Below are 25,275 nucleotides of genomic sequence, written 5' to 3'. Positions count from 1 at the left end.
CAATGCCGGGGCTTTTTTATTGTCCGCTGTCCTGGATGACAAAGGTCGCGGAATTGCCAATGGCGGTCGCCGTTCCGGTTGTCCCCCAACCTGTCAGGTACTGTGTCTGGAAGGTTGAATTGACCGTTCCCGTATTGACCTGGTTGATCGTTCCCTCGGTCTGTGTGTCGGGGCAGGCCTGACAGCCCCAGCTGGTGGCCGCGTTGCCGAATGCTGATGAGGAGCCAATCACCTCGCCCCCATTATTGCCGTCAAACCGCATGATCGAACTGACGCCGCCCGTATTGGTCTGGGCGAGGCCCAGAAATGTGTCAGTTCCCAGATTGGTCAGGATGGCAGAGTTTCCTAGGCTTTCTGACGAAGCCAGAATGCTCTCATTGTCGAAATTGCCGATATTGATATTGGCCTCGGCATCTGTCGTGCCGCTATTGACCTGCGTGCCGCGGGCTTCGCCATAGGCCCACTCCGTCGCGATATCGAGCCCATTGCCTTGCGCCTGTGCTGCGACTGTCGTGAAGACACCGCCACCGCCTGCATTAACGCGCGCGGAAGCCCGCACTGCGCCGCGATTGGCCTGATCTGTAGCGAGAATGACCGAGGACTCATCGCCCTCCGAGCGGATGGCATTGCCAGAGGCGGTTGCGGCAGTCACCGAAAACTCGCCCAGACCGCCAGTACGGGCCTCGACATTGGCGCGGGCTTCGACGGCCGCGCCGGAATCCTGTGAAATCGGGCCTTCAATGCCACCATAGGAGCCAACGGTCTCGACCGCATTGGCGGCAGCGGTTGCGGCAGTGATATTGCTGAAGGAATAGCCGTCCACATTCAGCGAAGCGCCGGAAAACACGTTTGATCCGTCTGTGGCGGACTGGGTGATCGCAATATCGCTATCACCGCGCAGTTCCAGAACGGCACTGTTGCCATAGGCGCTGGACGTGGTGGTTGTGGTACCGGTCAGTTCCACTCCGGACGTCGTGGCCGTCGACGTAACAAAGCCGCCAAACTGCTGATCGCTGGTGACGTCATGGCTGGTCTGGGTTTCGACATCCAGCATGTTTCCAGCACCAACGGCCGTCAGGTTCACATTACCGGTCTGACCGGCAACGACCTGCCCGTTTGCGTTCACCTGTGCTTGCAGATTGATCTGCCCGTTCAGGATCTCAGTCGTATCGTCCGCGGAGGCCACGGCGCACAGCAGAATCGCGCTGCTCGTGCCCGCGGTCAACGCTCTGGCGTATCTGGACATTCGAGGCTCCAGGCCGTGAGGCATAAGAGGTGTGAGGATTGACGCCGCCGGAACCGTTGGTCAGGCCAAGCGGATCGTCAAAGGCGCAGACGCTGCGCGCTTCAATTCCGTAAAGGGTGGACGAGAACTCGAGGACAGCGCGTTCGATCAGTGAGCGCACAGCCAGCTGAATCGGCTCGAGCGAGCGTCCTCCGGTGGAAATGTCGATCACGGCATCACCCCAGAAGGAGAAGACACCGGCGCTGACTTCGCGGCCGATGATCTGCTTCTGGTAGGAAATTACATCGACCACTTCCAGCGTCTCGGAATTCACGAGGCGCAGATCAATGGCAACATTCATCACGTAAAGGCGGCCATTGAAAACGCCGGTCGGGTCGGAATCGATCCGGTCCCCGCCAAGGAAGTCGAGACCTTGGGAGCGGATATTGTAATTGAGCTCGGTGACGCCGCCGACAAGATGATAATTGGATCCGGGAATGCTGCCGGCGTGGATCAGGCGAAAACCGTCTTCTTCGGCCGCATCGCCAATCAGGCGGTTATTGGCATAACGCAGTTCAAGCTCGGCAACGGATGTATCAAAGCGTTCGACCAGGTTGATCCCGGCCTTTGCAAACGCCGACATCGCCATAAGCGAAGCGCCCTGGGTGATCGCTGGACCACCGCCTTCCGGGTTGCCCGCACCGGTATAATCCGAAATCCGCCCAACCGCGATGCGCGGGGAAGGGCGCCCCTGAGCGCGCGCGGAATTGCCAAGGCAGACCAGCGCTTCGGAATAGGGCGTGGGATTGGTCGTCACCGGCGCGTTGCCGATCGGATTGGCATAACGGCCGTCAAAGCCCGAATTGGGCGTCACCGCGCACCCCGCAAGAAGCAGGGCACCCACAGCAGCGATAGTCAGTCGCTTAATTGCCATTCTCGTCGTCCTCACCGCTGCCGGTGCTGGAAGTCGCCGTCACTGTGCCGTTATTGACCTGGGTCGAGTTGACGATGACGGTGTTGTAATTGCCCTGGACCACCACGTTCAGCTGGTTGCCGACGGCGAGGGCGCTGGAATTGCGTCCCGATGAAAACATCCCGGTTTCGCCCGTGCCCTGGCTGGATTGAGTCGGCGCATTGCCCACCGAACCAACGCCCGACATCTGGGCCTGAACCCCGACGCCGGTCTGCAGCACACCATTGAGCACCACCCGGTTGCCATTCGCATCACGGGTTCCGGCGCGGTAGGGCTGATTGTTCTGTGTGGAATCGGTGCCCCAGGGACGCTGGAACTCGCCTGCGGACTGGCCAAGTGCCGGCGCAGAGGTCATGACAATCAACGTGCTGGCGGCAAGAATCACCTGACGGCACATGGCGTTTGTCTCCCGGGCAACCATTGGGCTGCACCCTTGTTAAGCGGTGGATGAGACGCCAAGTACGCAATCGACCTGAGGCTCATCCTGAACGTTCAGGAAAAAACCTAGGCAGAACGGGCAAACAAGAGATTAAGGATAACAAGAAATGTACCGTGCCCGTCAGCCCGTCTTCAACAATGTCCCGCGACTGCCGTTGGCGCTCGCGCTCAGCTTTGTGGCGGTATTTGTAGCTCAGAGCCTTTTTCCGCAGCTGACCCTGCTCTTCTACAATGTCGGCGCGATTGTGCCGGCGTTGGGGTTCGGCCAGGGGGACCGGATACTCGGCGGATGGTCGCCATACATATTCCATGTCTTTCTCCATGGCGGCCTGATGCACCTCGTCTTCAATTCCATGGCGACACTGACTTTCGGAGCAGGAACGTTTCGCCCCTTTGGATCCGGCATTAGAGGCGGTACAGGTTTCCTGCTGTTCTTTTTCTTCTGCTCGATTGCCGGTGCGGCGCTGCAGATTGCCGTTGCGCCGGATCTGCGCGTGCCGGTGATCGGCGCCTCGACGGGCCTTTCAGGAATTCTGGCGGCTGCTGGCTGGGCGGATGGCGGTTATCGCGGCATGTTGCGATTTGCCCTTCCGTGGGGCGCTTTCAATCTGTTGCTGGCGCTTATGGGCGAGTTTTCGCCCATCCCGATTTCCTGGGCGGGCCATCTTGGCGGCCTGATCGCCGGGGCGCTGACCTATCCGTTCTTTGTTGCGGTATTCGGAAGCCGCCGTCTTTAGAGGAATGGAGCGATCACCCGCTCGCCTTCAATCTCCAGCCCGCGAATGATTGCTCGACCATCGCCGCTGACAGAAACAATGAGGCGCATGCTCGCGCGATCCGTTCTGCGGCGCTCTTCCAGGGCGCGCGCCGTCTCCTCGTCGGCATAGTAACGTTCGAGATTGTAATGGGCCGAAACGCGGCTGACAGAGGCCGTTTGAACCTTGCCATGTATATAGAGGCCGTCGGAAGGCGGCTCCGAATAGACAGCGGCAGGCTGCCAGCTGCCATCGTCATCCGGCTCGACGACCACATAGATATCGCCATCAACCGAGAACTCATCATCGCCCGCGATTTCCACGAGGTCGATCTGATGGATCGGAGTGGATAGAATGACAAAATAGCCGGCCAGAATGTCCCGGGGATCCACAGGTTCCAGATTCAGGATGACCTCGTCGCCGGTCGTGCGGCGGATATTGTGGTCGGCGATCATGGCGATCAGAAAGGCCGACATGGCAGCCGCGACGAGGATAAGACGGATACTCAGCTTCATGAAGGGGCTCCCGCATCAGCCGTGATTCGCTTCTGCAGCCGGATGACCGCAATCGACAGGCCGAACAGCAACAGGCCTCCGATCAGGAAGAAGAGCGAGGTGTCCAGTAAATCCCCGAAGGTCTCGCCATAGACATAGAGGGTCTGGGCAATGAAAAGCGCGATCCCGACGCCGCCTGTGTACCGGCGCCCTTCGCGAGATCCATAGAGTATGAGTGCGATAGCAAGGGCGAAGACAATGACGCCAACGATCACCCGCAGCACCAGAATCGACTCGCCCCCCAGCCAGCCGGCTAGGCTCGGCAGCAGCAATGCCGCTAAAGCGGCCGCCAGCGTCGGGATGGTCAGAGTGCGTGTTGCCGGGCGGGTCATGAAGCGCCAGGCGAGTGCGCCTGCGAGAATCGCCATGAATGCGCCTGCCAGCAGCCAGTAATCAGGTCCGGATACGCCAGCGATTTCCAGCCAGCCATCAATGGCCTCTTCGTTGCGGCCCAGTCGGGCCTCGAAACGGTCGAGTGGAAACTGCGCAATAAAGCCGGAAAACAGCGCGAGGGTCGTCGCCCAATTGGCCAGCGCGCCAAATCCGAACCATTCCCTGTCGCGAAAAGCCGCAAAAAGCATGGCAGACGCCCCGCAGGCGAGAATTAGCACCGAGGAAGACTGAAGCTCGCTCAGCCGGCCGTCCTGCGCATAATCCCAGAGCAGGAAGATGATCCAGACATTGATGCCGATCGCCAGAAGATTCGCGGTCACCAGTGAACGCATGCGGGAGGCTGCAATCACCGTGACGGCCCAGAGCGGCAGATAATTCCACAAAATGCCTGGCGCATAGGGATTGAAAGTTTCTGCCCAGACCCACGATGATCCGAGCAAAGCCGCCAGAATCAGAACCGGGCGGGATGGAATCACAAGCGCGGTGCCGATAGCGCCGACGGCCCAGATCGACAGAACCGTGTATCGCCAGGAGCTCATATTGAATATCTGGGCCACAAGAACGATGGCGACACCGAACAGAGCAGCGCCCAGCAAAGCGAGGGCATGTCCGAGCGCCGGTTGTTGACGGCCAAAGGCCCAGCCCGATGACAGGAAGCAGGCCCAGAGGGTGCCGAAAACCAGGATCAACCGCACCAGATTGCCCAGATGTGTCCAGTTGGCAGCAACGAAACTGATTGCGGCGAGGGCCATCAGGACCGCGCCAAGAATCGCCAGAGCGCCCGATGCCGACCATCCTCGAGGGGCATCGGCGATGTCTGAAAGAATGGCATCGCGGTTTTCGGCTGCTACCAGGCCACCGGTAATCCATCGATCGAGATCTTTTTGCAGCCGCTGCCGATAGCGCGATTTGCTCATGACCAAGCCTCTCTCATTTCGAATCGAAGCCTAGAAAATGGAATCCAACCCGGCTACGAAAATCGGATTCACGTTAAGGAATGCGCGTCCTGATACCGGCCGTGGCGGGCCGGGCAGCCCTTGCAGCCATGGCCTATGCGGCCTTACAGCATTTTTTCTGAATGCCGGTTGCGTGAGAGGGGAAAATACATATAATCGCGCCTCCTCCGACGATCCGGAGACTTGCCCAAACGGCGTTGCAACAAGAGACGCCGGCAGACAAACTTTTGTCCGTCGGCACATCAAACTGCGGTCGCTGCAAGTTTCTGGAAAAAGTTGGTTGACACTTTGGAGAGCGGGGCATAGATACCGCGCTCCTCGCCGGGACGGGCCCACGAAACGGACCCCAGCGGCGAACCAGATAGCGAAACGGAAGTTGACCTATCTGTTTGTTTAACATCGTGAATATTGGAAAGAGAGACGCAGGCGGCGGTGTCTAGCGGATGGCTCAGGCCATCAATTGATACCGACACGCGAAAGCGTTTCTCTAGAAGTACAGACAATTGCCAATTTATGGCCGGCTTGCCGGTCATCGAATTGGCTCCTGTCTTTCTTGAGATTTAATGCCAAGCGCAGTCGGGATCCAACTCAACCTGAGAGTTTGATTCTGGCTCAGAACGAACGCTGGCGGCAGGCTTAACACATGCAAGTCGAACGCACTCTTCGGAGTGAGTGGCAGACGGGTGAGTAACGCGTGGGAACGTGCCCTTCGGTACGGAATAGCTCCGGGAAACTGGAATTAATACCGTATACGCCCCTAGGGGGAAAGATTTATCGCCGAAGGATCGGCCCGCGTTAGATTAGCTAGTTGGTAGGGTAAAGGCCTACCAAGGCTACGATCTATAGCTGGTCTGAGAGGATGATCAGCCACACTGGGACTGAGACACGGCCCAGACTCCTACGGGAGGCAGCAGTGGGGAATCTTGGACAATGGGCGCAAGCCTGATCCAGCCATGCCGCGTGAATGATGAAGGCCCTAGGGTTGTAAAATTCTTTCAGCAGGGAAGATAATGACGGTACCTGCAGAAGAAGCCCCGGCTAACTCCGTGCCAGCAGCCGCGGTAATACGGAGGGGGCTAGCGTTGTTCGGAATTACTGGGCGTAAAGCGCGCGTAGGCGGGTCGTTAAGTTAGAGGTGAAAGCCCGGAGCTCAACTCCGGAACTGCCTTTGATACTGGCGGCCTAGAGTCCGGGAGAGGTGGGCGGAATTCCGAGTGTAGAGGTGAAATTCGTAGATATTCGGAGGAACACCAGAGGCGAAGGCGGCTCACTGGACCGGTACTGACGCTGAGGCGCGAAAGCGTGGGGAGCAAACAGGATTAGATACCCTGGTAGTCCACGCCGTAAACGATGGATGCTAGTTGTCGGGCAGCATGCTGTTCGGTGACGCAGCTAACGCATTAAGCATCCCGCCTGGGGAGTACGGCCGCAAGGTTAAAACTCAAAGAAATTGACGGGGGCCCGCACAAGCGGTGGAGCATGTGGTTTAATTCGAAGCAACGCGCAGAACCTTACCTACCCTTGACATACCAATCGCGGATTACAGAGATGTTTTCCTTCAGTTAGGCTGGATTGGATACAGGTGCTGCATGGCTGTCGTCAGCTCGTGTCGTGAGATGTTGGGTTAAGTCCCGCAACGAGCGCAACCCTCGCCGTTAGTTGCCAGCAGGTTTGGCTGGGCACTCTAACGGGACCGCCGGTGTCAAGCCGGAGGAAGGTGGGGATGACGTCAAGTCCTCATGGCCCTTACGGGTAGGGCTACACACGTGCTACAATGGCGGTGACAGTGAGTTAATCTCTAAAAACCGTCTCAGTTCGGATTGTTCTCTGCAACTCGAGAGCATGAAGTTGGAATCGCTAGTAATCGTGGATCAGCATGCCACGGTGAATACGTTCCCGGGCCTTGTACACACCGCCCGTCACACCATGGGAGTTGGTTCTACCCGAAGATGGTGCGCCAATCTGGCAGCCAGCCACGGTAGGGTCAGCGACTGGGGTGAAGTCGTAACAAGGTAGCCGTAGGGGAACCTGCGGCTGGATCACCTCCTTTCTAAGGATTTCCGATCGATCAGGCTTCGGCCTTCCTTCGGATCCTAAAGACAAGCCGATCGCCTTCGGGCGTGAAGCAAAACTTGGCGGATGCCGCCGTCTTCGTTTCTCTTTCCAAGCGCCCCGGTCATCGGATCGGGGACGCCGCGTTCCTCTCCGCTGGCTGGCGTATGTCCTCTTTCGGGCCTGTAGCTCAGGTGGTTAGAGCGTACGCCTGATAAGCGTAAGGTCGGTAGTTCGAGTCTACCCAGGCCCACCATTGCTTTTGAGGTGAGGAGACGGCGACACGCGTTCTCAAGGGGCTGTAGCTCAGTTGGGAGAGCGGTAGCTTTGCAAGCTTCAGGTCGTCGGTTCGATCCCGTCCAGCTCCACCAGAACGCGGTTTAAACAAGTTTCGCTATTTGCGCTGCGGCGCGAATAGCGGATTTTTGACATTGTATAGATTAGGGTTTGTCCGGCCTTCCAAGGACAAATCATTGAGACATCCTGACCGACGCTCATGTGCGTTGTCTTGTTGGCGTCTGTGACCCTGCACGAGTTACAGATGGACGAGGCATTCACCGTGCATGAGCTTCGATGAGATCAAGCGTCAAAAGGGCATTTGGTGAATGCCTTGGCATGTAGAGGCGATGAAAGACGTGGCACGCTGCGATAAGCTGCGGTGAGGTGCGAGCAACCTTTGACCCGCAGATTTCTGAATGGGGAAACCCACCCGCAAGGGTATCCTGCACTGAATACATAGGTGCAGGAGGCAAACCCGGGGAACTGAAACATCTCAGTACCTGGAGGAAAGGACATCAATTGAGACTCCGCTAGTAGTGGCGAGCGAACGCGGATCAGGCCAGTGCTCTCTCTAAATTTATCAGAACCTTCTGGAAAGTTGGGCCGTAGCGGGTGATAGCCCCGTATGAAGCGACGATGAGAGAGACTTGAGTAGGGCGGGACACGTGAAATCCTGTCTGAACATGGGAGGACCATCTTCCAAGCCTAAGTACTCCTACATGACCGATAGTGAACAAGTACCGTGAGGGAAAGGTGAAAAGCACCCCGACGAGGGGAGTGAAACAGACCCTGAAACCGGATGCCTACAAGCAGTCGGAGCGCGCAAGCGTGACGGCGTACCTTTTGTATAATGGGTCAGCGACTTTGTCTCTCGAGCAAGCTTAAGCCGATAGGTGTAGGCGTAGCGAAAGCGAGTCTGAATAGGGCGATTTAGTTCGAGGGATAAGACCCGAAAGCAGGTGATCTAGCCATGTCCAGGCTGAAGGTGAGGTAACACTCACTGGAGGGCCGAACCCACTTCTGTTGAAAAAGAACGGGATGAGGTGTGGCTAGGGGTGAAAGGCCAATCAAACCTGCAGATAGCTGGTTCTCCGCGAAATCTATTTAGGTAGAGCGTCTCGTTTATGCCATCGGGGGTAGAGCACTGGATGGGCTAGGGGGTCCCACCGACTTACCAAACCTAACCAAACTCCGAATACCGATGAGTACTGCGAGGCAGACACACTGCGGGTGCTAAGGTCCGTAGTGGAGAGGGAAACAGCCCTGACCGCCAGCTAAGGTCCCTAAGTTATCACTAAGTGGGAAACGATGTGGGAGTGCTTAGACAACCAGGAGGTTGGCTTAGAAGCAGCCATCCTTTAAAGAAAGCGTAACAGCTCACTGGTCAAGCGCTCCTGCGCGGAAAATGTAACGGGGCTTAAGTGATACACCGAAGCTGCGGGCTCGAAAGAGCGGTAGCGGAGCGTTCTGTAAGCTGATGAAGGGAGACCCGTGAGGGCTCCTGGAGGTATCAGAAGTGAGAATGCTGACATGAGTAGCGACAAAGAGTGTGAGAGACACTCTCGCCGAAAGTCCAAGGGTTCCTGCGCAATGCTAATCAGCGCAGGGTTAGCCGGCCCCTAAGGCGAGGCCGAAAGGCGTAGTCGATGGGAACCAGGTCAATATTCCTGGGCCAGCGGGTAGTGACGGATAGCGGAAGTTGTTCACCCTTATTGGATTGGGTGGGCAGCCAAGCCGTCCCTGGAAATAGCTCCCGCATTAGACCGTACCCGAAACCGACACAGGTGGACAGGTAGAGTATACCAAGGCGCTTGAGAGAACTATGCTGAAGGAACTCGGCAAATTGCTCCCGTAAGTTAGCGAGAAGGGAGCCTGGCTCCGCGCAAGCGGTGTCCAGGGGCACAGACCAGGGGGTGGCGACTGTTTACTAAAAACACAGGGCTCTGCGAAGTCGCAAGACGACGTATAGGGTCTGACGCCTGCCCGGTGCCGGAAGGTTAAAAGGAGGAGTGCAAGCTCCGAATTGAAGCCCCGGTAAACGGCGGCCGTAACTATAACGGTCCTAAGGTAGCGAAATTCCTTGTCGGGTAAGTTCCGACCTGCACGAATGGCGTAACGACTTCCCCGCTGTCTCCAGCATAGGCTCAGCGAAATTGAATTCTCCGTGAAGATGCGGAGTTCCCGCGGTCAGACGGAAAGACCCCGTGCACCTTTACTACAGCTTCGCAGTGGCGTTAGCGACGATTTGTGTAGGATAGGCGGGAGACTTTGAAGCCATGGCGCCAGTCATGGTGGAGTCATCCTTGAAATACCGCCCTGATCCTTGTTGACGTCTAACCGCGGTCCGTGAAACCGGATCCGGGACCCTGCGTGGTGGGTAGTTTGACTGGGGCGGTCGCCTCCCAAAGAGTAACGGAGGCGCGCGATGGTGGGCTCAGAGCGGTCGGAAATCGCTCGTTGAGTGCAATGGCATAAGCCCGCCTGACTGTGAGACTGACAGGTCGAACAGAGTCGAAAGACGGCCATAGTGATCCGGTGGTCCCGAATGGAAGGGCCATCGCTCAACGGATAAAAGGTACGCCGGGGATAACAGGCTGATGATGCCCAAGAGTCCATATCGACGGCATTGTTTGGCACCTCGATGTCGGCTCATCGCATCCTGGGGCTGGAGCAGGTCCCAAGGGTTTGGCTGTTCGCCAATTAAAGCGGTACGTGAGCTGGGTTTAGAACGTCGTGAGACAGTTCGGTCCCTATCTGCCGTGGGTGTTGAATACTTGAGAGGAGCTGTCCCTAGTACGAGAGGACCGGGATGGACGTATCTCTGGTGGACCTGTTGTCGCGCCAGCGGCATAGCAGGGTAGCTATATACGGACGGGATAACCGCTGAATGCATCTAAGCGGGAAGCCCCCCTCAAAACCAGGTATTCCTTGAGAGTCGTGGAAGACTACCACGTTGATAGGCCAGGTGTGGAAGTGTGGTGACACATGAAGCTGACTGGTACTAATAGCTCGATTGGCTTGATCTCTTAGTTCATGCACGGCGAACGCTTCGTTCGCGTGCAATCAAGAGCGACGGTTACAGAATGTCTCAATGTTATGGATCAAACGCGCCGACCGGGTGGTTATTGCGAGGGGACCCCACCCGTTCCCATTTCGAACACGGCCGTTAAGACCCTCTGCGCCGATGGTACTATGTCTTAAGGCATGGGAGAGTAGGTCGCTGCCCGGTCTGCCCGTTTGATCTGACCCTGATCTTGCAATTGAAAACAAAGCCCCGTCGGTTCGCCGCGGGGCTTTTTCTTTGGCCAATTGACGCCAACGCGCATCCTCACAAAAACGTGCCTTGCTGACGACCAATATTCCGGCAGTCTCTTTCACGAACAGGGGAGATTTTCGGGGATGTTGGAATTATTTGCTGCTGCGTTGCTGATCCAGGACTTGCCTGCAGACTGGGATGAAGTGCTGGGAACAGAGATTGCAGAAGAATGGTCGGCTCCGGTCTACAGACAATATGATTTCTGGATCGGAGAGTGGGATGCCAATTGGCGCCCGCGGGAGGAAGACGGCCTCGATCATGTCGAGGAGGGGCGCCACACCCATCAATATGTGATGCCGGTCCTCGATGGACGCGCCATCATGGAATTGGCGATGCCGCGCGATCTCGACCCCGAAACCGCCCAGGGGCGAGGATTTTCCATCCGGTATTTCAACGAGGAGGCCGGGCGGTGGGTCATGGCCCAGCATTGGCCGGGGCCGCAAAATGACGGTTTCGCTTTCCTCGATCAGCTGACGGGCGAAGAACACTTCGGTCGCGTGCAGGTCTACGGGGCCGATTTGCGCCGCACCACGCCGGACGGCGATCCTCAGATCCGCCGGTACACATTCTCCGATATTCGCGAGGATGCATTCCGTTGGGATGGAGCGAACACGGTTGATCGCGGGAATAACTGGTTCACCTGGATGGCGGTCGACTTCCAGGAAATCAATCCGGATGTGGACCTGCCAACGGTCGATCAGCCCTTGCCGGGCTTTCATCAGGGGCAGCTCTGCACAGATGAAGCTCACCGTGCAATGGATCCGCTGATCGGCAATTGGTCGGGTATAGCGGTCAACGCAGATGGTGAAAGCCAACCGGCCAGCATTACGGCCGGCCGCATGCTGGATGGCTGTGGGATTGTAAGCGTCTATCAGCGCCCGGAGGCAGGTTACCGGTCTGCCGTTTTTTACTCATGGAGCCCGGCGCTGGAGCGCTGGTATGGCCTGTATCTGAATAATCAGCGCGGCGAAAACCATCGCTACTATGTTGGCGAAAGGGGCGGCGAGGGGGCTGAGTTCCGGCTGGATACCGGAGTTGTAATCCAGGACGAGGAAACCCCTTATATCACCAATGCCGGCAATGACATGTCCGAAAGCTTGCAGCGCCTGACTTGGGTCGAATTGAATGCGGAACGCGTGGTTTTCCGGGTGGAAACCCGCAGCGCGCCTGACGCGCCCTGGGTATTGCGTTGGGAATATCGGCTGGAACCCGCAGCGGGTTAGTCAGGCTGCAAATTCGCGATCACGAATCCAGAGGCTGGCCAGGGCCTTCCATCCGGCCGCCACAGCCTCTCCCTGATGGAGCGAAAGCGGCTCGACCTCTCCGCTTGTTTTGACATTGCGGAAGGTCAGGCCGTCGCCCGGCTGTCCGTTCCAGGCTGTTTCGAAACGGGGGAAGCCTGTGCCGCCACCCTCGCTGGCAGCGTGCAGGCATACGAGACTGGTCGCGACCCGCTGGCCGGAACGCGCCAGTTCGGCTGAATTTCCATCGTCATCCGGCGCAAAATAATCGACATGCGGCCGGTATTGCTCCCCGGGCCGATAGAACAGAAGATTGAGTCGCTCCGAATTTTCGGCGGGACACCCTGCCAGTGTGCACATGACACGCTCGACAGCCACGTGAACCAGATCCTGTAGATGCGGTGCAAATGTCATCGACAGCGACTGCCGGTGGGGGTCGTGGATTTTTTGGCCGGTTTGCGGATCCACAATGGTGGAAGGCTGAAGCGCTCTCAATCCTGACGAAATCACATAATCGCAAACTGCAGCCGGCAGCGCGCCCGGGTATGAAACAGCAGAAATGTTTTCAATCAGAGTTTCGCCTGAGCTTCCGGCACGGGCGAAACGTGAGAGCGTTGCGGTAACGGCAGGCCAATCAAGGCCCGTGCTTTCGCCGCCTGATTTTTCTAGCGGGTTTTCCGACAACTCGTTTGCCAGCGGGTGTTTCGAGCGCAACAGCCCGGAGCGCACCGTTTCCGCCCACCCGGCATCCGGTGCAATAGCTTGTTCCAGGCGCAATAATGCCATGCCCGCCGGCATGTCGCCCGTATTGGCAGCCTGGTCTAGGAGACTGAGAGCGATCTCGTTTTCGTTGAGGATCAGGCACAATAGCCCGGCTTCGCGGAGGGCGGCAGGGTTTCCGGATTTAGCGCTTTCCGTCAGATCGCTAACGGCTTCCTCCCAGTTCTTCTCGCCGGCCCAACCATGGGCCAGCGAAAAACGATGAAGTTGCCTCGCGGCCGGAACTTCTGCACTGGATTCTGCCAGCCAGCTGGCCGCAATTCTTCGATCCACCGGCCCGCCCTGACCGTAAGCAAGGGCAACTGCGAATGAATAGGCTGCGCTGGCATCGCCACTTTTGGCTGCTGCTTCCAGCAATCGGCGTCCTTCTTCCGGTCGCCCTTCGGAGAATGCTTTCTGCGCGGTCTGCAATTGAGCGGTCGCGTTCATCCTGTCTTTCTTTTCCGCAGGATCACATTGCGGGTCAAATCCTGCTCGACTTGATAGCCATGCTGTAGCGCCAACTGAACCGGGTCCTTTTCGGGCGTAGCGAGTAATTGTTCGACGATCAGGCAATCCGGCCAGCACTCATGAGGCGTCTGCTCAAAAAAGGGCTTCAGGATGCGGTGTTCCTGACCTTCAATGTCGATCTTCATCGCGTCGACATGAGACAGCTGGCGGTCGGCCAGATAATCTTTCAGTGAAATGGCGGGAACCCGGATCTGCTCGCCATCACCTTCCAGCCCGCTTTCGCCACGATTATGCCGGTTGACGGTAAAGGTGATCTCGCCGGCGACATCTGAAATCGCGAGCTCATCGAGTTGTATGCTGGCCGCAAAGTCATTGGCCATATGATTGAAACGAAAACGGCGCGCCATCTCCGGCTGGGCTTCAATCGCGTAAAATCGCGCCGAAGCATCGGCCTGGCTGGCGAGATGGAAGGTATAGGTCCCGCAATTGGCACCTAGGTCCACGAAAACAAAGCCAGCGCCCATTTTAGCCGACAGACAGGCCAGTTCTGCAGGATCAAACCGTCCGGGATTATAAAGAATGCGCTTTTCTGAGAGATTATCCTTCGGGTGCAACCGGGCCCTGAAGCCAAGCGTCTCAATGTCGACGGTGTCGGGGGCCAGCCAGCTGGCAATGCGGGCCCAGACTTTACTGTCGCTCTTGCGTGCCCGTTCGACACTGGCCTTGAACAGGCCCGACGGAGCCAACGCTCCCCAAGGGATATCTGCGGTGTTTTCCATCCTGCTTGCATAGGCGAGAGAGAAACCCCCGCCAAGCTGTCATGCTGGTGTTATAGGCCTTGAATCCGCTCGCGGGATGTCCTAGATACGCCCTCCCGCCGGGAACGGCGGCGCTTCTGACGCGGGATGGAGCAGCCCGGTAGCTCGTCAGGCTCATAACCTGAAGGTCGTAGGTTCAAATCCTACTCCCGCACCCAAAAAACCCCCGGCTATGGCCGGGGGTTTTGTTTTGGCTAGACTGATCTCATGAAACCCTGGCGTCTTGTTCTCTGGCTTATGCCGTTTGCGCTCCTGGCGATTCCGGCCATTGTCATGCAATTCACGGCCGAAGTCGCGTGGGGCCCAGAAGACTTCCTCGTCATGGGTTTTCTGCTGCTGGCTCTGACAGCCCTGATCGATGTGATCGTTTCACGGCTGGCGGGGCGGCGGGCCCGGCTGATCGGGATCGCGATAGTATTGGTTGTTTTCTTGCTGGTCTGGGCCGAGCTTGCCGTTGGAATATTACACTGACGGCTGACCGGCCCGCCTTAGTCCTCGAACAACTCGTTCAGATAGGCCGCCATGCGAATGCCCGCCTGCGACATGCGCGTGCGCATCGTATCGCGATGTTCGAAGAAATACTGGTATTGTAGTTCCGCATCATCAGGATAGAGCGACGGGCGGATCTGGGCGCTCTCGGAAATCCAGACCAGCGGGTCGGCGACCATCCATTCATCGGCCAGCTCCGGCGTAATCCGGCGCGACAACCAGTTGGCCAGCTCCGAATAGGAAAGCCGGTCATAATCAATCATCTCATCGTCCCAGGTGAGATGGAGGTTTGTGACAGTGTCGAAGAATACCACTGTCACATCATTACCGCCTCGATCCGTCCCATCGCCGACATGCAAGGGCTGGTGCAGATCGCCAATGATATGAACAATGAAACGGAGAGCCCGCTGGCGCTCGTCCAAGGGCAGGTCCTCGTTTGTGACGATGGCCGAAAATTGCTGCAGGGCCGTATAGGCATCGCCAACTTCCGGCGCCATGGACAGATCATACTGCGTGCCTTCAGGGATGGTCACATAGTGATAGGGCCCCGCCGCGGCCCAGAACTCCTCGCTGCTCGAGCGCATGAAATCTGGCCAGGTGGACGCTTCAGCCAGGTCTTCCACGCCCAGCAATTCCTCAACTGCCGCCCGGGCATCATCCGACAGATATTGCTGCGCGATTGCGCCCGTCACACGGTGACCGGTCTTGCCCCAGCCAAAGGCCGGGCTGGCAGCGAGGACGAGAGCAGCAGTGGCGGTCAGTATCTTTTTCATGAGTTCTTCCTCGGCTTGATTTGTCAGGAATTTATAGCAAGAAAAAAGGCCGCGCAGTCGATTGTACAGCGCGGCCTCTCTTAAAAATCAGTCGTTAGACGAACCTATTCCGCAACGGCGACCTTGATGTCTGTGTTGCGCGGCGCAGCGGCCCGCACATAAGGCGCGACGTGATCCTCAAACTTGGCAAAGTTCGTGATGAACATGTCACAAAGCTTGGCGGCCTGAGCGTCATACGCGGCCGGATTGGCCCATGTGCTGCGCGGATCAAGAATGCCGGTATCAACACCGGGAACCTCTGTCGGCACCATGAAACCGAAATTCGGATCCTCGCGGAAAGTCGCATTGTTCAGAGTGCCATCAAGCGCGGCATTCAGCAGTGCGCGAGTGGCCTGGATCGGCATGCGGCGGCCTTCGCCATAAGCCCCACCCGTCCAGCCTGTATTCACCAGCCAGCAGTCCACACCGTGCTCCGCGATCAACTCGCGCAGCAAGGCGCCATATTCTGCAGGGTGACGCGGCATGAAGGGAGCACCAAAGCAGGCCGAGAAGGTCGCCGTCGGTTCAGTAACGCCCTTTTCCGTGCCAGCCACCTTGGCGGTGTAACCCGACAGGAAGTGATACATGGCTTGCGCTGGCGTCAGCTTGGCAATCGGCGGCATGATGCCGAAAGCGTCACAGGTCAGCATGATCAGGTTTTTCGGCTGACCGCAGCGGCCCGTATCGGATGCATTCGGGATCGCATCGATCGGATAGGCACCGCGGCTGTTTTCCGCCAGCGTTGCATCGTCGAGATCCAGTTCGCGCGTGACCGGATCCATCACCACGTTTTCCAGCACCGTGCCCCAGCGCTGCGTCGTCGCGTAGATCTCCGGCTCGGCGTCCGGGCAAAGGCGAATCATCTTGGCATAGCAGCCGCCTTCGAAATTGAAGAGGCCGTTCTCCGACCAGCCATGCTCGTCATCGCCGACCAGCGTACGGCTGGCATCAGCCGACAGGGTCGTTTTACCTGTGCCCGACAAGCCAAAGAAAATGGCGGCGTTTTCACCATCTGTATTGACCGAACAGTGCATCGGCATGATGCCCTTTGCCGGCAGCAGATAGTTCAGAATAGTGAAGACCGACTTCTTCGTTTCACCCGCATAGGACGTTCCGCCGATCAGAACCATCTTGCGCGCGAAATCAACGGCAATGACCGTCTCGCTGCGGCAGCCATGGCGGTCGGGATCTGCCTTGAAGCTCGGCAGGTTAATGATCGTGAACTCCGGATCAAAACCCGCCAGTTCGCTGGCTTCAGGGCGGCGAAGCAGATGGCGGATGAAAAGAGAGTGCCACGCAAATTCCGTAACCACTCTTACCGGCAAGCGGTGATCCAGGTCAGCGCCGCCGAAAAGGTCCTGAACGAACAATTCCTTGCCCGCCATATGCGTCTGGAAGTCGTCCCAGATCGCGGCGAATTGGTCAGACGTAATGGACGCATTCGTGTCCCACCAGACCGTATCCTCTGTGGTCTCGTCGCGAACCGTGAACTTGTCTTTGGCGGAGCGGCCTGTGTGCTGGCCGGTCTTGACGACAAGAGCGCCGCCTTTGGCCACTTCGCCTTCGCCGCGGCGGACCGCTTCCTGGTACAGTGCTGCTTCAGTCCAGTTATGGTTCAGCGGACCCGTATTGGTGATACCCAAATAGGTCAAAACGCCCGTTCCGCGGTCATTCGCCTGCTCAAACATGAAACCCCCCGGGTGAAGGAATCCGCTATTAGCCGCGGAAATTTCCAATCTGGTTTGCTGTCAGCCGGTTAAAGGTCCTCACTAAGGGACCCGGACGCCTGCATCAAGTCTATTCTCCCTGTGCAAGTGCAGGGCCAATTCAAGATTTATGACTCAGGTAGCGGAATATGCTCCGATTCGCCCGGTGGGAGTGCAAATACGCTGTTTTCAAAACCGGCATCAGCGGAAGACTGCCAATCGGTCTTCGCCTTTTCTATCCGGTCCTTGCGGCTGGATACAAAATTCCACTCCATGAATCGTTCACCCGGCAGGTGAGCGCCGCCACAGATCATCACCCGCGCGTCCTGGACTGTGCGGATGCCAATCGAGGCTTCATTGTCCAGAACCACCATCTGACCTGCTCCGAACAGCAAGCCATCAATCTCGAGCTCGCCACTGACGATATAAACGGCACGTTCCTCGTGCTCGTCGGTCAATTTGAAGACGGATCCCGCCTTGGATTCCATGTGTAAATAGAAGATGGGTGAAAACGTCTTCACCGGTGAAACTTCGCCATAGGCCGAGCCCAGAATCAGCCGCATCCAGATGCCATCCCGCTCGATGACCGGTAGTTCCTCTGCCTTGTGGTGGAAGAAGGACGGATCCGCCTCCTCTTGCTCGGAAGGCAAAGCGACCCAGGTCTGGATCCCGTGAAGCCGGTGCCCGGCGGCGCGCGTCTCCGGGCCTGTGCGTTCCGAGTGAACAATTCCTTTGCCGGCCGTCATCCAGTTCACGGCGCCCGGTTGGATTGTCTGTTCAACACCGAGCGTATCGCGGTGATCCATTTCGCCGTCGAAAAGATAAGTCACTGTCGCCAGGCCGATATGCGGGTGAGGGCGCACGTCTATGCCTTCGCCGGGAGCAAAGTCAGCGGGGCCGATATGGTCGAAGAATACGAAGGGACCAACCTGGCGTTTTTTCGCCACGGGGATGACGCGACGAACCTCGAAGCCGCCAAGATCCTTTGCTCGCCCGGCTATCGTCATTTCGATCATGAATGCGCGCTCCTGCTGCCCGTAACCGATATAAGCTTGTTTTTGGCGAATTGAACATGTCTGGCAATCTTGAGGCAGCTATCGCTGCAGGCTAGCTTTCTGGCCAAATCGCCAATGGGAGTATCGGCATGCTTGTTCGCATCGCGACCGCAATCGCTCTGGTTTCTGCTGTTCCGGTATTTTCCATGCAGGAAAGCCTGATCAGCGAGTCTCAGGAATCCACGGCTGAACAATTGATCGAGATGGGGCTCGCGTCCGATTCCGGCTATGAAATTGTACGTTCGTTGACCACGGAAGTCGGCCCGCGTCTGGGCGGCTCGCGTCAGGAAGCGCGTGCCCGGGACTGGGCGGTACAGATGTTCACCGAACTGGGCTTCGAGAATGTGCGCATCGAACCGTTCGAGATGCCATACTGGGACCGCGGAGCGATCAGCACCTCGATTGTGGCGCCGTTTCCCCAGCCGCTCCGCGCATCTGCGCTCGGTGGTTCTGCGGCAACTCCGCAAGGGGGCATCGAGGCTGAGATTGTCTTCTTCGAAAGCTTCGAGGCGCTGCGCGATTTCGATGGCTCACTGGAAAATCGCATTGCCTATGTCAACGACCGCATGATCAGCGCGCAGACCGGGGCCGGTTATGGCCCGGCGAACCAGAAGCGCCGCTTTGCCTGGCTGGAAGCCGAAGCACGCGGTGCGCTCGGCGTGATGATCCGCTCTGTCGGGACCGATTCCCATCGCTTCCCGCACACCGGCATGATGAGCACGCCCAATGACGGCACAATCAACAGCGGCACGCATTCGGATGTCGCAATTGCCTATATCCGGGAGGAGCATCCCGATTATGCCGAAAACCGGATGTGGTCTTCGATCCCCGCAGTCGCGTTGTCGGCGCCGGATGCTGACCAGATCGAACGCATCCATGAATCCGGCGAGTCAGTAACGGTGCGTCTGTCGGTCATTGCCGGATGGAGAGGTTCCCGTCAGTCGGGCAATGTCGTAGCCGAGATTCCCGGCCGGGAACGGCCTGAAGAAATCGTTCTCATTGGCGCGCACCTCGATAGCTGGGACGAAGCCACCGGCGCCGTTGACGACGGGGCAGGTGTGGGCATCGTAACGGCTGCTGCCCATTTGATTGACCAATTGCCGCGCGCACCCCGGCGGACGATCCGCGTGGTCCTCTTTGGCGCGGAAGAAGTCGGACTTCTGGGTGCATTTGCCTATGCACGGGACAATTCCGAGGACATCGGGAACATCGTGCTGGCTTCCGAATCCGATTTTGGCGCTGGCCTTGTCTGGTCGCTGGCTTCCGGCACAAGCGAAGAAGGAACGCGCTTCATGGATGAAGCACAGCAGATCATTGCGCCGCTGGGCATTATTCGCGGTGACAGGGCTTCGAATGGTGGCGGCCCGGACATCATTCCGCTGGCAGCCCGGGGTGTCCCTGTTTTCCGCCTCAATCAGGACGGCACAGACTATTTCGACCTGCACCACACACCTGATGACACGTTCGACAAGATTGATCCCGATTCCATGGCGCAGAATGTTGCCGCCTGGGCCGCGATTACCTGGCTGGCGGCCGAGACCGACGTCGAATTCCGAACGCAGGATGAATAACTCTGCCTTCTGATCGCCTCGATTGAAGCTAACAGACACTTAACGGCCCCAATTGGGGCCGTTTTGCCTTTTCGGCCGCGAAAATGCCTAGCCGCGGCAGTTATTAGTCCCTGATTCAAGACGACTTTCCCCAGTGCGAGGGATTTCCGGCGGGCTTGCCTGCCGATCGCGTTGGGGGCGATTATGGGAATCGCGATTGTTGCGGGGACTCGGCCTGAGATACTCAAGCTTGCGCCGGTCTATCGCAGCCTGAAAACGGCTGGACTGGAGCCGGTCTGGATCGCCACGGGACAACACGGCGATCTGGCACAGCAGGCTGAAGAATCCATCGGCATTGTGCCGGACATGCGCCTTCCGGGCGGGTGGGATCCGCGTTCGCTTACGGATCTGACGGCGGGCCTGCTTGGCCAGCTTGGCCTATGGATTTCTGAATGCTCACCGCGCGCCGTACTCGTGCAAGGCGATACAGCCAGCGCCTATTCCGGCGCGTTGGCCGCGCATCTTCATCGGGTGCCTGTCGGCCATGTTGAAGCTGGTTTGCGCAGCGGCGATCCGGCCAACCCTTTTCCTGAGGAAAGCTTCCGCCGGCTGATCGCACCGATCACCGATTTTCATTTCGCGCCAACCCGGCTTGCGGAAAAGAATCTGCGACTTGAAGGGATCAAGGCGCGCCGGATCTGGATCACCGGCAATCCGATCATCGACACTGTACTCGATATGGCCGCCCACACACGGCATCCGGCCGTCCTGGACGCGCTGAAGCCGGGTGAACGGCTCGTGTTGCTCACGGCGCATCGCCGGGAAAACTGGGGAGAAGGCATCTCCTCAATCTGCAGTGCAGCTCGCCAGCTCGTCGAGCGGCATGACGATATCCGGATTGTCTTTCCGGCGCATTCGAACCCCCGCGTGCGGGAGACCGTCCTGGCCGAGCTGGGAGAAGCTGAACGCATCCATGTCACCGAGCCGCTCTCCTATCCGGAATTCATAGCGGTTCTGAAGGCCAGCCATCTGGTCCTGTCGGATTCCGGCGGAGTGCAGGAGGAGGCACCGAGCTTTGATGTGCCTGTTCTCGTGCTTCGCGAGACGACCGAGCGGCAGGAGGCCGTTGATGCGGGCGTCGCCCGCCTCGTGGGGACGGATCCGGAAAAGATAGTGCGCGAGGCCTCCCGGCTTTTGTCGGAGAAGGCAGCTCACCGCGAGATGGCTGACCGCAATAATCCATTCGGGGACGGTCAGGCCAGCCGTCGCATTGCCGAAATTCTGAAGGCCGAACTGTCGCCAGCGCGGGCGGGAGCCGGCGCTGCATGATCGAGACTTTTGATCCTGCAATCGCCCAGGCGATGGCGTTTGATGGAGGCGTCGGCGTCTGGATAGAATCGGCGCTGGCCGATCTTCTTTCTGGCGACGCATTCCGGACCTATTGGACGGTGCTGGGCTGGCTGACGGTTTATGCCGCGATCGCCATTTTCATCTCATCGGCTGATGACGCCTTTCTGGACCTGTATTTCTGGGTGCTGACGGCGCAACGCGTTATCACCCGTCCATTCCGTTTCGTGCCCTCGCAAAAGCGTCTCGATGAGATGGACCAGAAGAAGCTGGCTGTCATGGTGCCGGCCTGGCACGAGGCGGATGTGATCGGCCGGATGCTGGTCAATACGCTCAAGACGATGGACTACCGGAATTACGAGATATTCGTAGGCGTTTATCCCAATGATCAGGAGACCATCAACGAGGTCGAGCGGATTGTCCGTCAGAATCCCGGGATCAACATCGCCTATGTTGGCCACAACGGGCCGACCTGCAAGGCCGACAATCTGAACTGGATGATTGCCGGGATCGTCAAGCGCGAGGCCGAGCTTGGCCAGATGTTCGATGGCGTCGTAATGCAGGACTCCGAGGACGTTATTCACCCGATGTCCTTCAAGGTGATCAATGCCTATCTCGACCGGGCCGACATGCTCCAGCTGCCCGTGCTGTCCATGCCGCGCAAATGGAGCTCGCTGACAGCCTGTCATTATATGGACGAGTTTGCTGAATGGCACGGCAAGGATCTGATTGCCCGCTCGCACATGACCGATCTGGTTCCGTCGGCCGGTGTTGCGACGGCCTTCAGCCGTGAAGCCATCGAGCTCCTTCGCAAGGAACGCCACAATCAGCCTTTCAATGTAGATTCGCTGACCGAGGATTATGATATCGGGCACCGCTTTTATGAGGCCGGTCTGAAGTCGCTTTTCGTGCGCTATTGGGCGCGAATGCCTTATGCCAAACGCAAGGCCTGGATCGGTGGCCGGGATATCTACAAATACCGGCGGGAGCTGGTGTGTACGCGGGAATTCTTCCCGGACATTGCCAAGATCTCGGTCCGCCAGAAATCCCGCTGGATGCTGGGCATATCCTATCTCGGTTGGAAACAGCTTGGCTGGATCGGGCCGCCATCGCACCGGTATTTTCTCTACCGCGACCGCAAGGCCATCTGGACAGCTCCCACCGGGATGCTGGCTTACGCCATTCTGCTTCAATGGGCGCTGTATTGGTTGATCGCCACAGTGTTCCCGCAGGCCGGGAAACTGCCGCCGCTCATCGATCCGAACAGCTGGGTGTGGACACTGGTCCTCATCAACTTCGTGTTCCTCGTGAACCGGGTCATTCACCGGCTGATATTCACCGGATGGGCGCACGGGCTGAAATACGCCGCTCTGGCCCCGGTCCGGATGGTCTGGGCCAACTGGATTGGTTACCTCGCTTCCATGCGAGCTGCGCGGCGCTATATCTGGCACGTCATCAGCGGCAAGCAGCTCACCTGGGACAAGACAATGCATGCCTATCCGTCCATGGCCGAGCTGGGTCAGGGTGAAGGCAACCGCTTGGGTGAAGCGCTGATCTATTGGGGCGCGATCGACGAGACGGTATTGCAGCGCGCTTTGGCACTTCAAGCCGACGAATACCGCCCGCTGGGCCTGCTCCTCTTGGATTTGGGCGAAATCAGTGATGATCAGCTCGCCGATGGCGTGGCCGAGCATATGGGCTGGGAGCGCGTCGATCTGGACCCACTGGCGGCAAAGCCCGATTTGCTCAGGCACATGCCGCGAGCCGAAGCAGCAAAATACGGTGCCTTCCCAGTTGCTCGGGAGGGACGGTCCTTGACCATCGCAGTTGGCGAGCCGCTCAGCGAGACCCAGCTGGCCGACTTGCGGCACAAGCTCGGCCGACATCTGAAAGTCGTTGTGGCGCCCCTAAGTGATGTCAGTTTCGGTATCCGGTTTGCCTATGAAGACCGGGAGGTCTTCGCTGCGGATTTCCGTGCCGCGCGGGTGCTCAGAAAGCTGTCCATTCTGGACGATGACCAAATCAGGAAGGTCTGGCGCAGCCTGCGTCAGGACTGGGCGCGGCTCGGCGATCATCTGGTCCGCCGGGGAGCGATCAGCCATACCCGCTTGCTGACCGAACAAAAGGGTGTTGACGCGCTCGATGAAGCCGAGCTCGGCGAAACGCTGGTCCAAAAGCGCCTTATCAAGCGAAACGATCTACTGGCGGCGACAGCCGCTCAGCCACAGCCGCCTCTCGGCTTTGTGCAGCGCGCGAGAGCGCTGGGCTACCTGACCGACGTGGAATGGACCGAAATTCAGGAGGCTCACGCCGACCTGATCATGGAGGATGCATGATGTCCCGATATTATGGAAAAGCCTGGATCAAACCGGCCCGCTACAATTTCCGTCCACGTCTATTGCTGGCATCCACGGCGTCGGTCACCGCGCTGAGTTTTGCGGTTTCGGCAGGTGCCGACCAGGACGGCATGAATGTCGAGCAAAGCCGGCTGGAAGCTGAGCGCCTGGCCCAGCAAGCCGGGTGCGCCGCAGCTCTGCCGGACTATGAGGCCGTCGCAGACTATAGCCGACGCGCTCTGGACTGGATTGCGGCTGGCGAGTGCGCCATTGCAGCTGGCGAGACTTCTGCAGCTTCCGAGGCCTTCTGGCAGGCCGTGATCTATCGGAACCAGCTAAATGATGAACAGCGGAACTATGTCTATCGCAGTCTCGGCTATCAGGCCGAAGCCGCCGGTGAATTTTCGCGGTCCGCTATCGCCTGGGATGAAGCGGCGCGTCTGACAGGCGACGCGTTCGACATTGTCATGGCGGCCCGCGCCGCCCGTCTTGATGGCCGGCCGCAAGCGGGATCTGTACGCTTGCAGCGGCTGGACATCTCCGGCCTCGAAGGCAGCGCGCTGGCGCTCTACTTCGAGGAAAGAGCGCTGGGGATGGCAGAGATGCAGCCCGGGGCCGCGGCGATGTACATGCAGCGGGCCATCGGGATCGAGGACCGCAGCTACCGCCGTTTCCAGCGTGGCCTCTATCTGCAGCAAGCCGGAGACGAACGGGGCGCGTTACAGGAGTTCCGCAATGCGCTGCAATCCGACCCGCAAAATGTCGATATCCTTTTGTCGACTGCGTATTCGGCCCAGCGCGCTGGTGATCCGGATCTGGCTGCAGAGCTTTTTTCCCGGGTGATTGAAATCGATCCTTCCCGGTCTGCCGTCCGCGAGGATCTCGGCTATGCCCTGATCGCTGCCGACCGCGAGGCGGAAGCGGCTGCCGCGTTCCGGGCCGTCATAAACGATCCGTCACCGAGAGCCGGCGAGAGTGAATCCGAACGCGCAGACCGCATCTACCGGCTGCGTCGTCAGGTCGAGCAGGTTGAACGCCGGACCTACGGTTTTATGTTCGCCTCCTATCGGGATGGAACGGCTCCCAATACGATCAATCTGCCCGAGACCGGTCCGAATGAGACACAGGTCGGTGCCGAGTTCGGCTGGCGTCCCGATGCGCTGAATACGGCCAATACCGGCATTACACTGTTTGGGCGAGGTTATGTCTCGGCGGACCCGGGCACGATTACGTTAAATGAGGATACGCTCCAGCTGGGTATTGGTGCGCGCTGGAAGCCGTTTGACGATCATGACTTCTATCTGGCGGGCGAACGTCTTATTGCCGGCGGGGATCAGGCCCGCGATGCTTGGTTGCTCCGTGCCAGCTATGGCTGGTCAAACGGATTGGACTGGAATCCGACCGCGACCGACTGGAATTACACGACGGTATTCGCTGACCTCGCCTATATTCCTGACAATCCAGAATTCCTCTCCGCCTACGCCTCTGTGCGTCAGGGCCGGCGTTTCCGCACAGGGGATAACTGGTCTGTGACCCCTTATGTGACGGCAGTCGGCCAATGGTCGGATGACACCTTCCAGACGCGCGAGCGGCTTGAGGTCGGTCCGGGTGTGGTTTTCTCCCGCTGGCTTGATGAAGATAGCACCACGGCACCACGCCAGCGTCTCGACCTCGAGATGGAATACCGCTTCGGTGTAGGGGACACCGATGACCAGGCCTTCATTGCCCGGGCGATCTGGAACTTCTAGGC

At 58.4% G+C, this 25,275-nt stretch carries 18 protein-coding genes, 3 tRNA genes and 3 rRNA genes; 13 read left to right on the top strand and 11 right to left on the bottom strand.

The window, feature by feature from the left end; all coding sequences use genetic code 11:
• Positions 1-16 precede the first annotated feature (16 nt).
• From hfaD to hfaA, 3 genes are read right to left on the bottom strand one after another with little or no spacing between them, the layout of a single operon-like run.
• A complete protein-coding gene (gene hfaD / locus V0U79_RS12860) occupies positions 17-1,246 on the bottom strand; it encodes a holdfast anchor protein HfaD (RefSeq protein WP_330199912.1) in 1,230 nt (409 codons plus the stop codon).
• Positions 1,161-2,159, bottom strand: coding sequence for a holdfast anchoring protein HfaB (gene hfaB, locus V0U79_RS12855; RefSeq protein ID WP_330199911.1), 999 nt, complete (start codon positions 2,157-2,159; stop codon positions 1,161-1,163). Before hfaB ends, hfaD begins: the two co-directional genes overlap by 86 nt.
• On the bottom strand, positions 2,149-2,595 hold the full coding sequence (hfaA, locus tag V0U79_RS12850; protein ID WP_330199910.1) for a holdfast anchoring protein HfaA: 447 nt from the start codon (positions 2,593-2,595) through the stop codon (positions 2,149-2,151). The genes hfaB and hfaA overlap by 11 nt, the downstream gene beginning before the upstream one ends.
• Before the next feature lie 148 nt (positions 2,596-2,743).
• Here hfaA and V0U79_RS12845 point away from each other — a divergent pair, with 148 nt between their 5' ends.
• Positions 2,744-3,373 (top strand): rhomboid family intramembrane serine protease, encoded by a 630-nt coding sequence (locus V0U79_RS12845; RefSeq protein ID WP_330199909.1) that lies wholly within the window; start codon positions 2,744-2,746, stop codon positions 3,371-3,373.
• Here V0U79_RS12845 and V0U79_RS12840 read toward each other — a convergent pair.
• The 3 genes from V0U79_RS12840 to V0U79_RS12830 form a co-directional block, all read right to left on the bottom strand.
• Positions 3,370-3,906, bottom strand: coding sequence for a GDYXXLXY domain-containing protein (locus tag V0U79_RS12840; RefSeq protein ID WP_330199908.1), 537 nt, complete (start codon positions 3,904-3,906; stop codon positions 3,370-3,372). The two genes, V0U79_RS12845 and V0U79_RS12840, sit on opposite strands and share 4 nt — an antisense overlap.
• Positions 3,903-5,255, bottom strand: a complete 1,353-nt coding sequence (locus V0U79_RS12835; protein WP_330199907.1) for a DUF2157 domain-containing protein — start codon at positions 5,253-5,255, stop codon at positions 3,903-3,905. Before V0U79_RS12835 ends, V0U79_RS12840 begins: the two co-directional genes overlap by 4 nt.
• A 281-nt stretch (positions 5,256-5,536) precedes the next feature.
• Positions 5,537-5,827: a hypothetical protein gene (locus tag V0U79_RS12830; RefSeq protein WP_330199906.1), complete on the bottom strand. Its 291-nt coding sequence runs from the start codon at positions 5,825-5,827 to the stop codon at positions 5,537-5,539.
• A 56-nt stretch (positions 5,828-5,883) separates the two neighbouring features.
• Between V0U79_RS12830 and V0U79_RS12825 the strand changes: the two genes are divergently transcribed.
• The 6 genes from V0U79_RS12825 to V0U79_RS12800 all read left to right on the top strand — a co-directional run bounded on the left by V0U79_RS12825 (position 5,884) and on the right by V0U79_RS12800 (position 12,164).
• Positions 5,884-7,344: ribosomal RNA gene (locus V0U79_RS12825) — 16S ribosomal RNA — on the top strand.
• Positions 7,345-7,525: 181 nt separating this feature from the next.
• Positions 7,526-7,602 (top strand) — tRNA-Ile (locus V0U79_RS12820).
• Between the two features lie 39 nt (positions 7,603-7,641).
• Positions 7,642-7,717 (top strand) — tRNA-Ala (locus V0U79_RS12815).
• 206 nt (positions 7,718-7,923) lie between these two features.
• Positions 7,924-10,651, top strand: a 23S ribosomal RNA gene (locus V0U79_RS12810).
• A gap of 88 nt (positions 10,652-10,739) precedes the next feature.
• A 5S ribosomal RNA gene (gene rrf, locus V0U79_RS12805) occupies positions 10,740-10,854 on the top strand.
• The 16S, 23S and 5S rRNA genes sit together here with 2 tRNA genes alongside, the layout of an rRNA operon.
• A 170-nt stretch (positions 10,855-11,024) precedes the next feature.
• Complete coding sequence (locus V0U79_RS12800; protein ID WP_330199905.1) at positions 11,025-12,164, top strand: hypothetical protein; 1,140 nt, start codon at positions 11,025-11,027, stop codon at positions 12,162-12,164.
• On the opposite strand, the gene V0U79_RS12795 is transcribed toward V0U79_RS12800, so the two are convergent.
• Positions 12,165-13,391, bottom strand: coding sequence for a hypothetical protein (locus V0U79_RS12795; RefSeq protein ID WP_330199904.1), 1,227 nt, complete (start codon positions 13,389-13,391; stop codon positions 12,165-12,167).
• Positions 13,388-14,191, bottom strand: a complete 804-nt coding sequence (locus tag V0U79_RS12790; protein ID WP_330199903.1) for an FkbM family methyltransferase — start codon at positions 14,189-14,191, stop codon at positions 13,388-13,390. Before V0U79_RS12790 ends, V0U79_RS12795 begins: the two co-directional genes overlap by 4 nt.
• 120 nt (positions 14,192-14,311) lie before the next feature.
• On the opposite strand from V0U79_RS12790, the gene V0U79_RS12785 reads away from it, so the two are divergent.
• Both V0U79_RS12785 and V0U79_RS12780 read left to right on the top strand, forming a co-directional pair.
• Positions 14,312-14,388 (top strand) — tRNA-Met (locus V0U79_RS12785).
• A gap of 49 nt (positions 14,389-14,437) precedes the next feature.
• Positions 14,438-14,701 (top strand): hypothetical protein, encoded by a 264-nt coding sequence (locus V0U79_RS12780; RefSeq protein ID WP_330199902.1) that lies wholly within the window; start codon positions 14,438-14,440, stop codon positions 14,699-14,701.
• A 17-nt stretch (positions 14,702-14,718) separates the two neighbouring features.
• Here the strand turns inward: V0U79_RS12780 and V0U79_RS12775 are convergent, their stop codons facing one another.
• From V0U79_RS12775 to V0U79_RS12765, 3 genes are all read right to left on the bottom strand, one after another.
• The gene (locus V0U79_RS12775; RefSeq protein WP_330199901.1) at positions 14,719-15,492 is read right to left on the bottom strand and encodes a S1/P1 nuclease; all 774 of its coding nucleotides are present in this window, start codon (positions 15,490-15,492) and stop codon (positions 14,719-14,721) included.
• A gap of 104 nt (positions 15,493-15,596) precedes the next feature.
• Positions 15,597-17,219, bottom strand: a complete 1,623-nt coding sequence (locus tag V0U79_RS12770) for a phosphoenolpyruvate carboxykinase (protein WP_330199900.1) — start codon at positions 17,217-17,219, stop codon at positions 15,597-15,599.
• 146 nt (positions 17,220-17,365) lie between these two features.
• Positions 17,366-18,253, bottom strand: coding sequence for a pirin family protein (locus tag V0U79_RS12765; protein ID WP_330199899.1), 888 nt, complete (start codon positions 18,251-18,253; stop codon positions 17,366-17,368).
• Positions 18,254-18,381: 128 nt separating this feature from the next.
• Here V0U79_RS12765 and V0U79_RS12760 point away from each other — a divergent pair, with 128 nt between their 5' ends.
• The 4 genes from V0U79_RS12760 to V0U79_RS12745 all read left to right on the top strand — a co-directional run bounded on the left by V0U79_RS12760 (position 18,382) and on the right by V0U79_RS12745 (position 25,273).
• Entirely contained in the window at positions 18,382-19,863 is a 1,482-nt protein-coding gene (locus V0U79_RS12760) for a M28 family peptidase (protein ID WP_330199898.1), read from the top strand.
• Positions 19,864-20,046: 183 nt separating this feature from the next.
• Positions 20,047-21,171, top strand: coding sequence for a non-hydrolyzing UDP-N-acetylglucosamine 2-epimerase (gene wecB, locus V0U79_RS12755; RefSeq protein WP_330199897.1), 1,125 nt, complete (start codon positions 20,047-20,049; stop codon positions 21,169-21,171).
• Positions 21,168-23,525: a glycosyl transferase family protein gene (locus V0U79_RS12750; protein ID WP_330199896.1), complete on the top strand. Its 2,358-nt coding sequence runs from the start codon at positions 21,168-21,170 to the stop codon at positions 23,523-23,525. The genes wecB and V0U79_RS12750 overlap by 4 nt, the downstream gene beginning before the upstream one ends.
• Positions 23,525-25,273: an NfrA family protein gene (locus V0U79_RS12745; protein WP_330199895.1), complete on the top strand. Its 1,749-nt coding sequence runs from the start codon at positions 23,525-23,527 to the stop codon at positions 25,271-25,273. The genes V0U79_RS12750 and V0U79_RS12745 overlap by 1 nt, the downstream gene beginning before the upstream one ends.
• Positions 25,274-25,275 lie beyond the last annotated feature (2 nt).

This window comes from Hyphobacterium lacteum, assembly GCF_036330345.1.
GTDB lineage: Bacteria > Pseudomonadota > Alphaproteobacteria > Caulobacterales > Maricaulaceae > Hyphobacterium > Hyphobacterium lacteum.
This window is presented reverse-complemented; position numbering and strand designations above follow the sequence as displayed.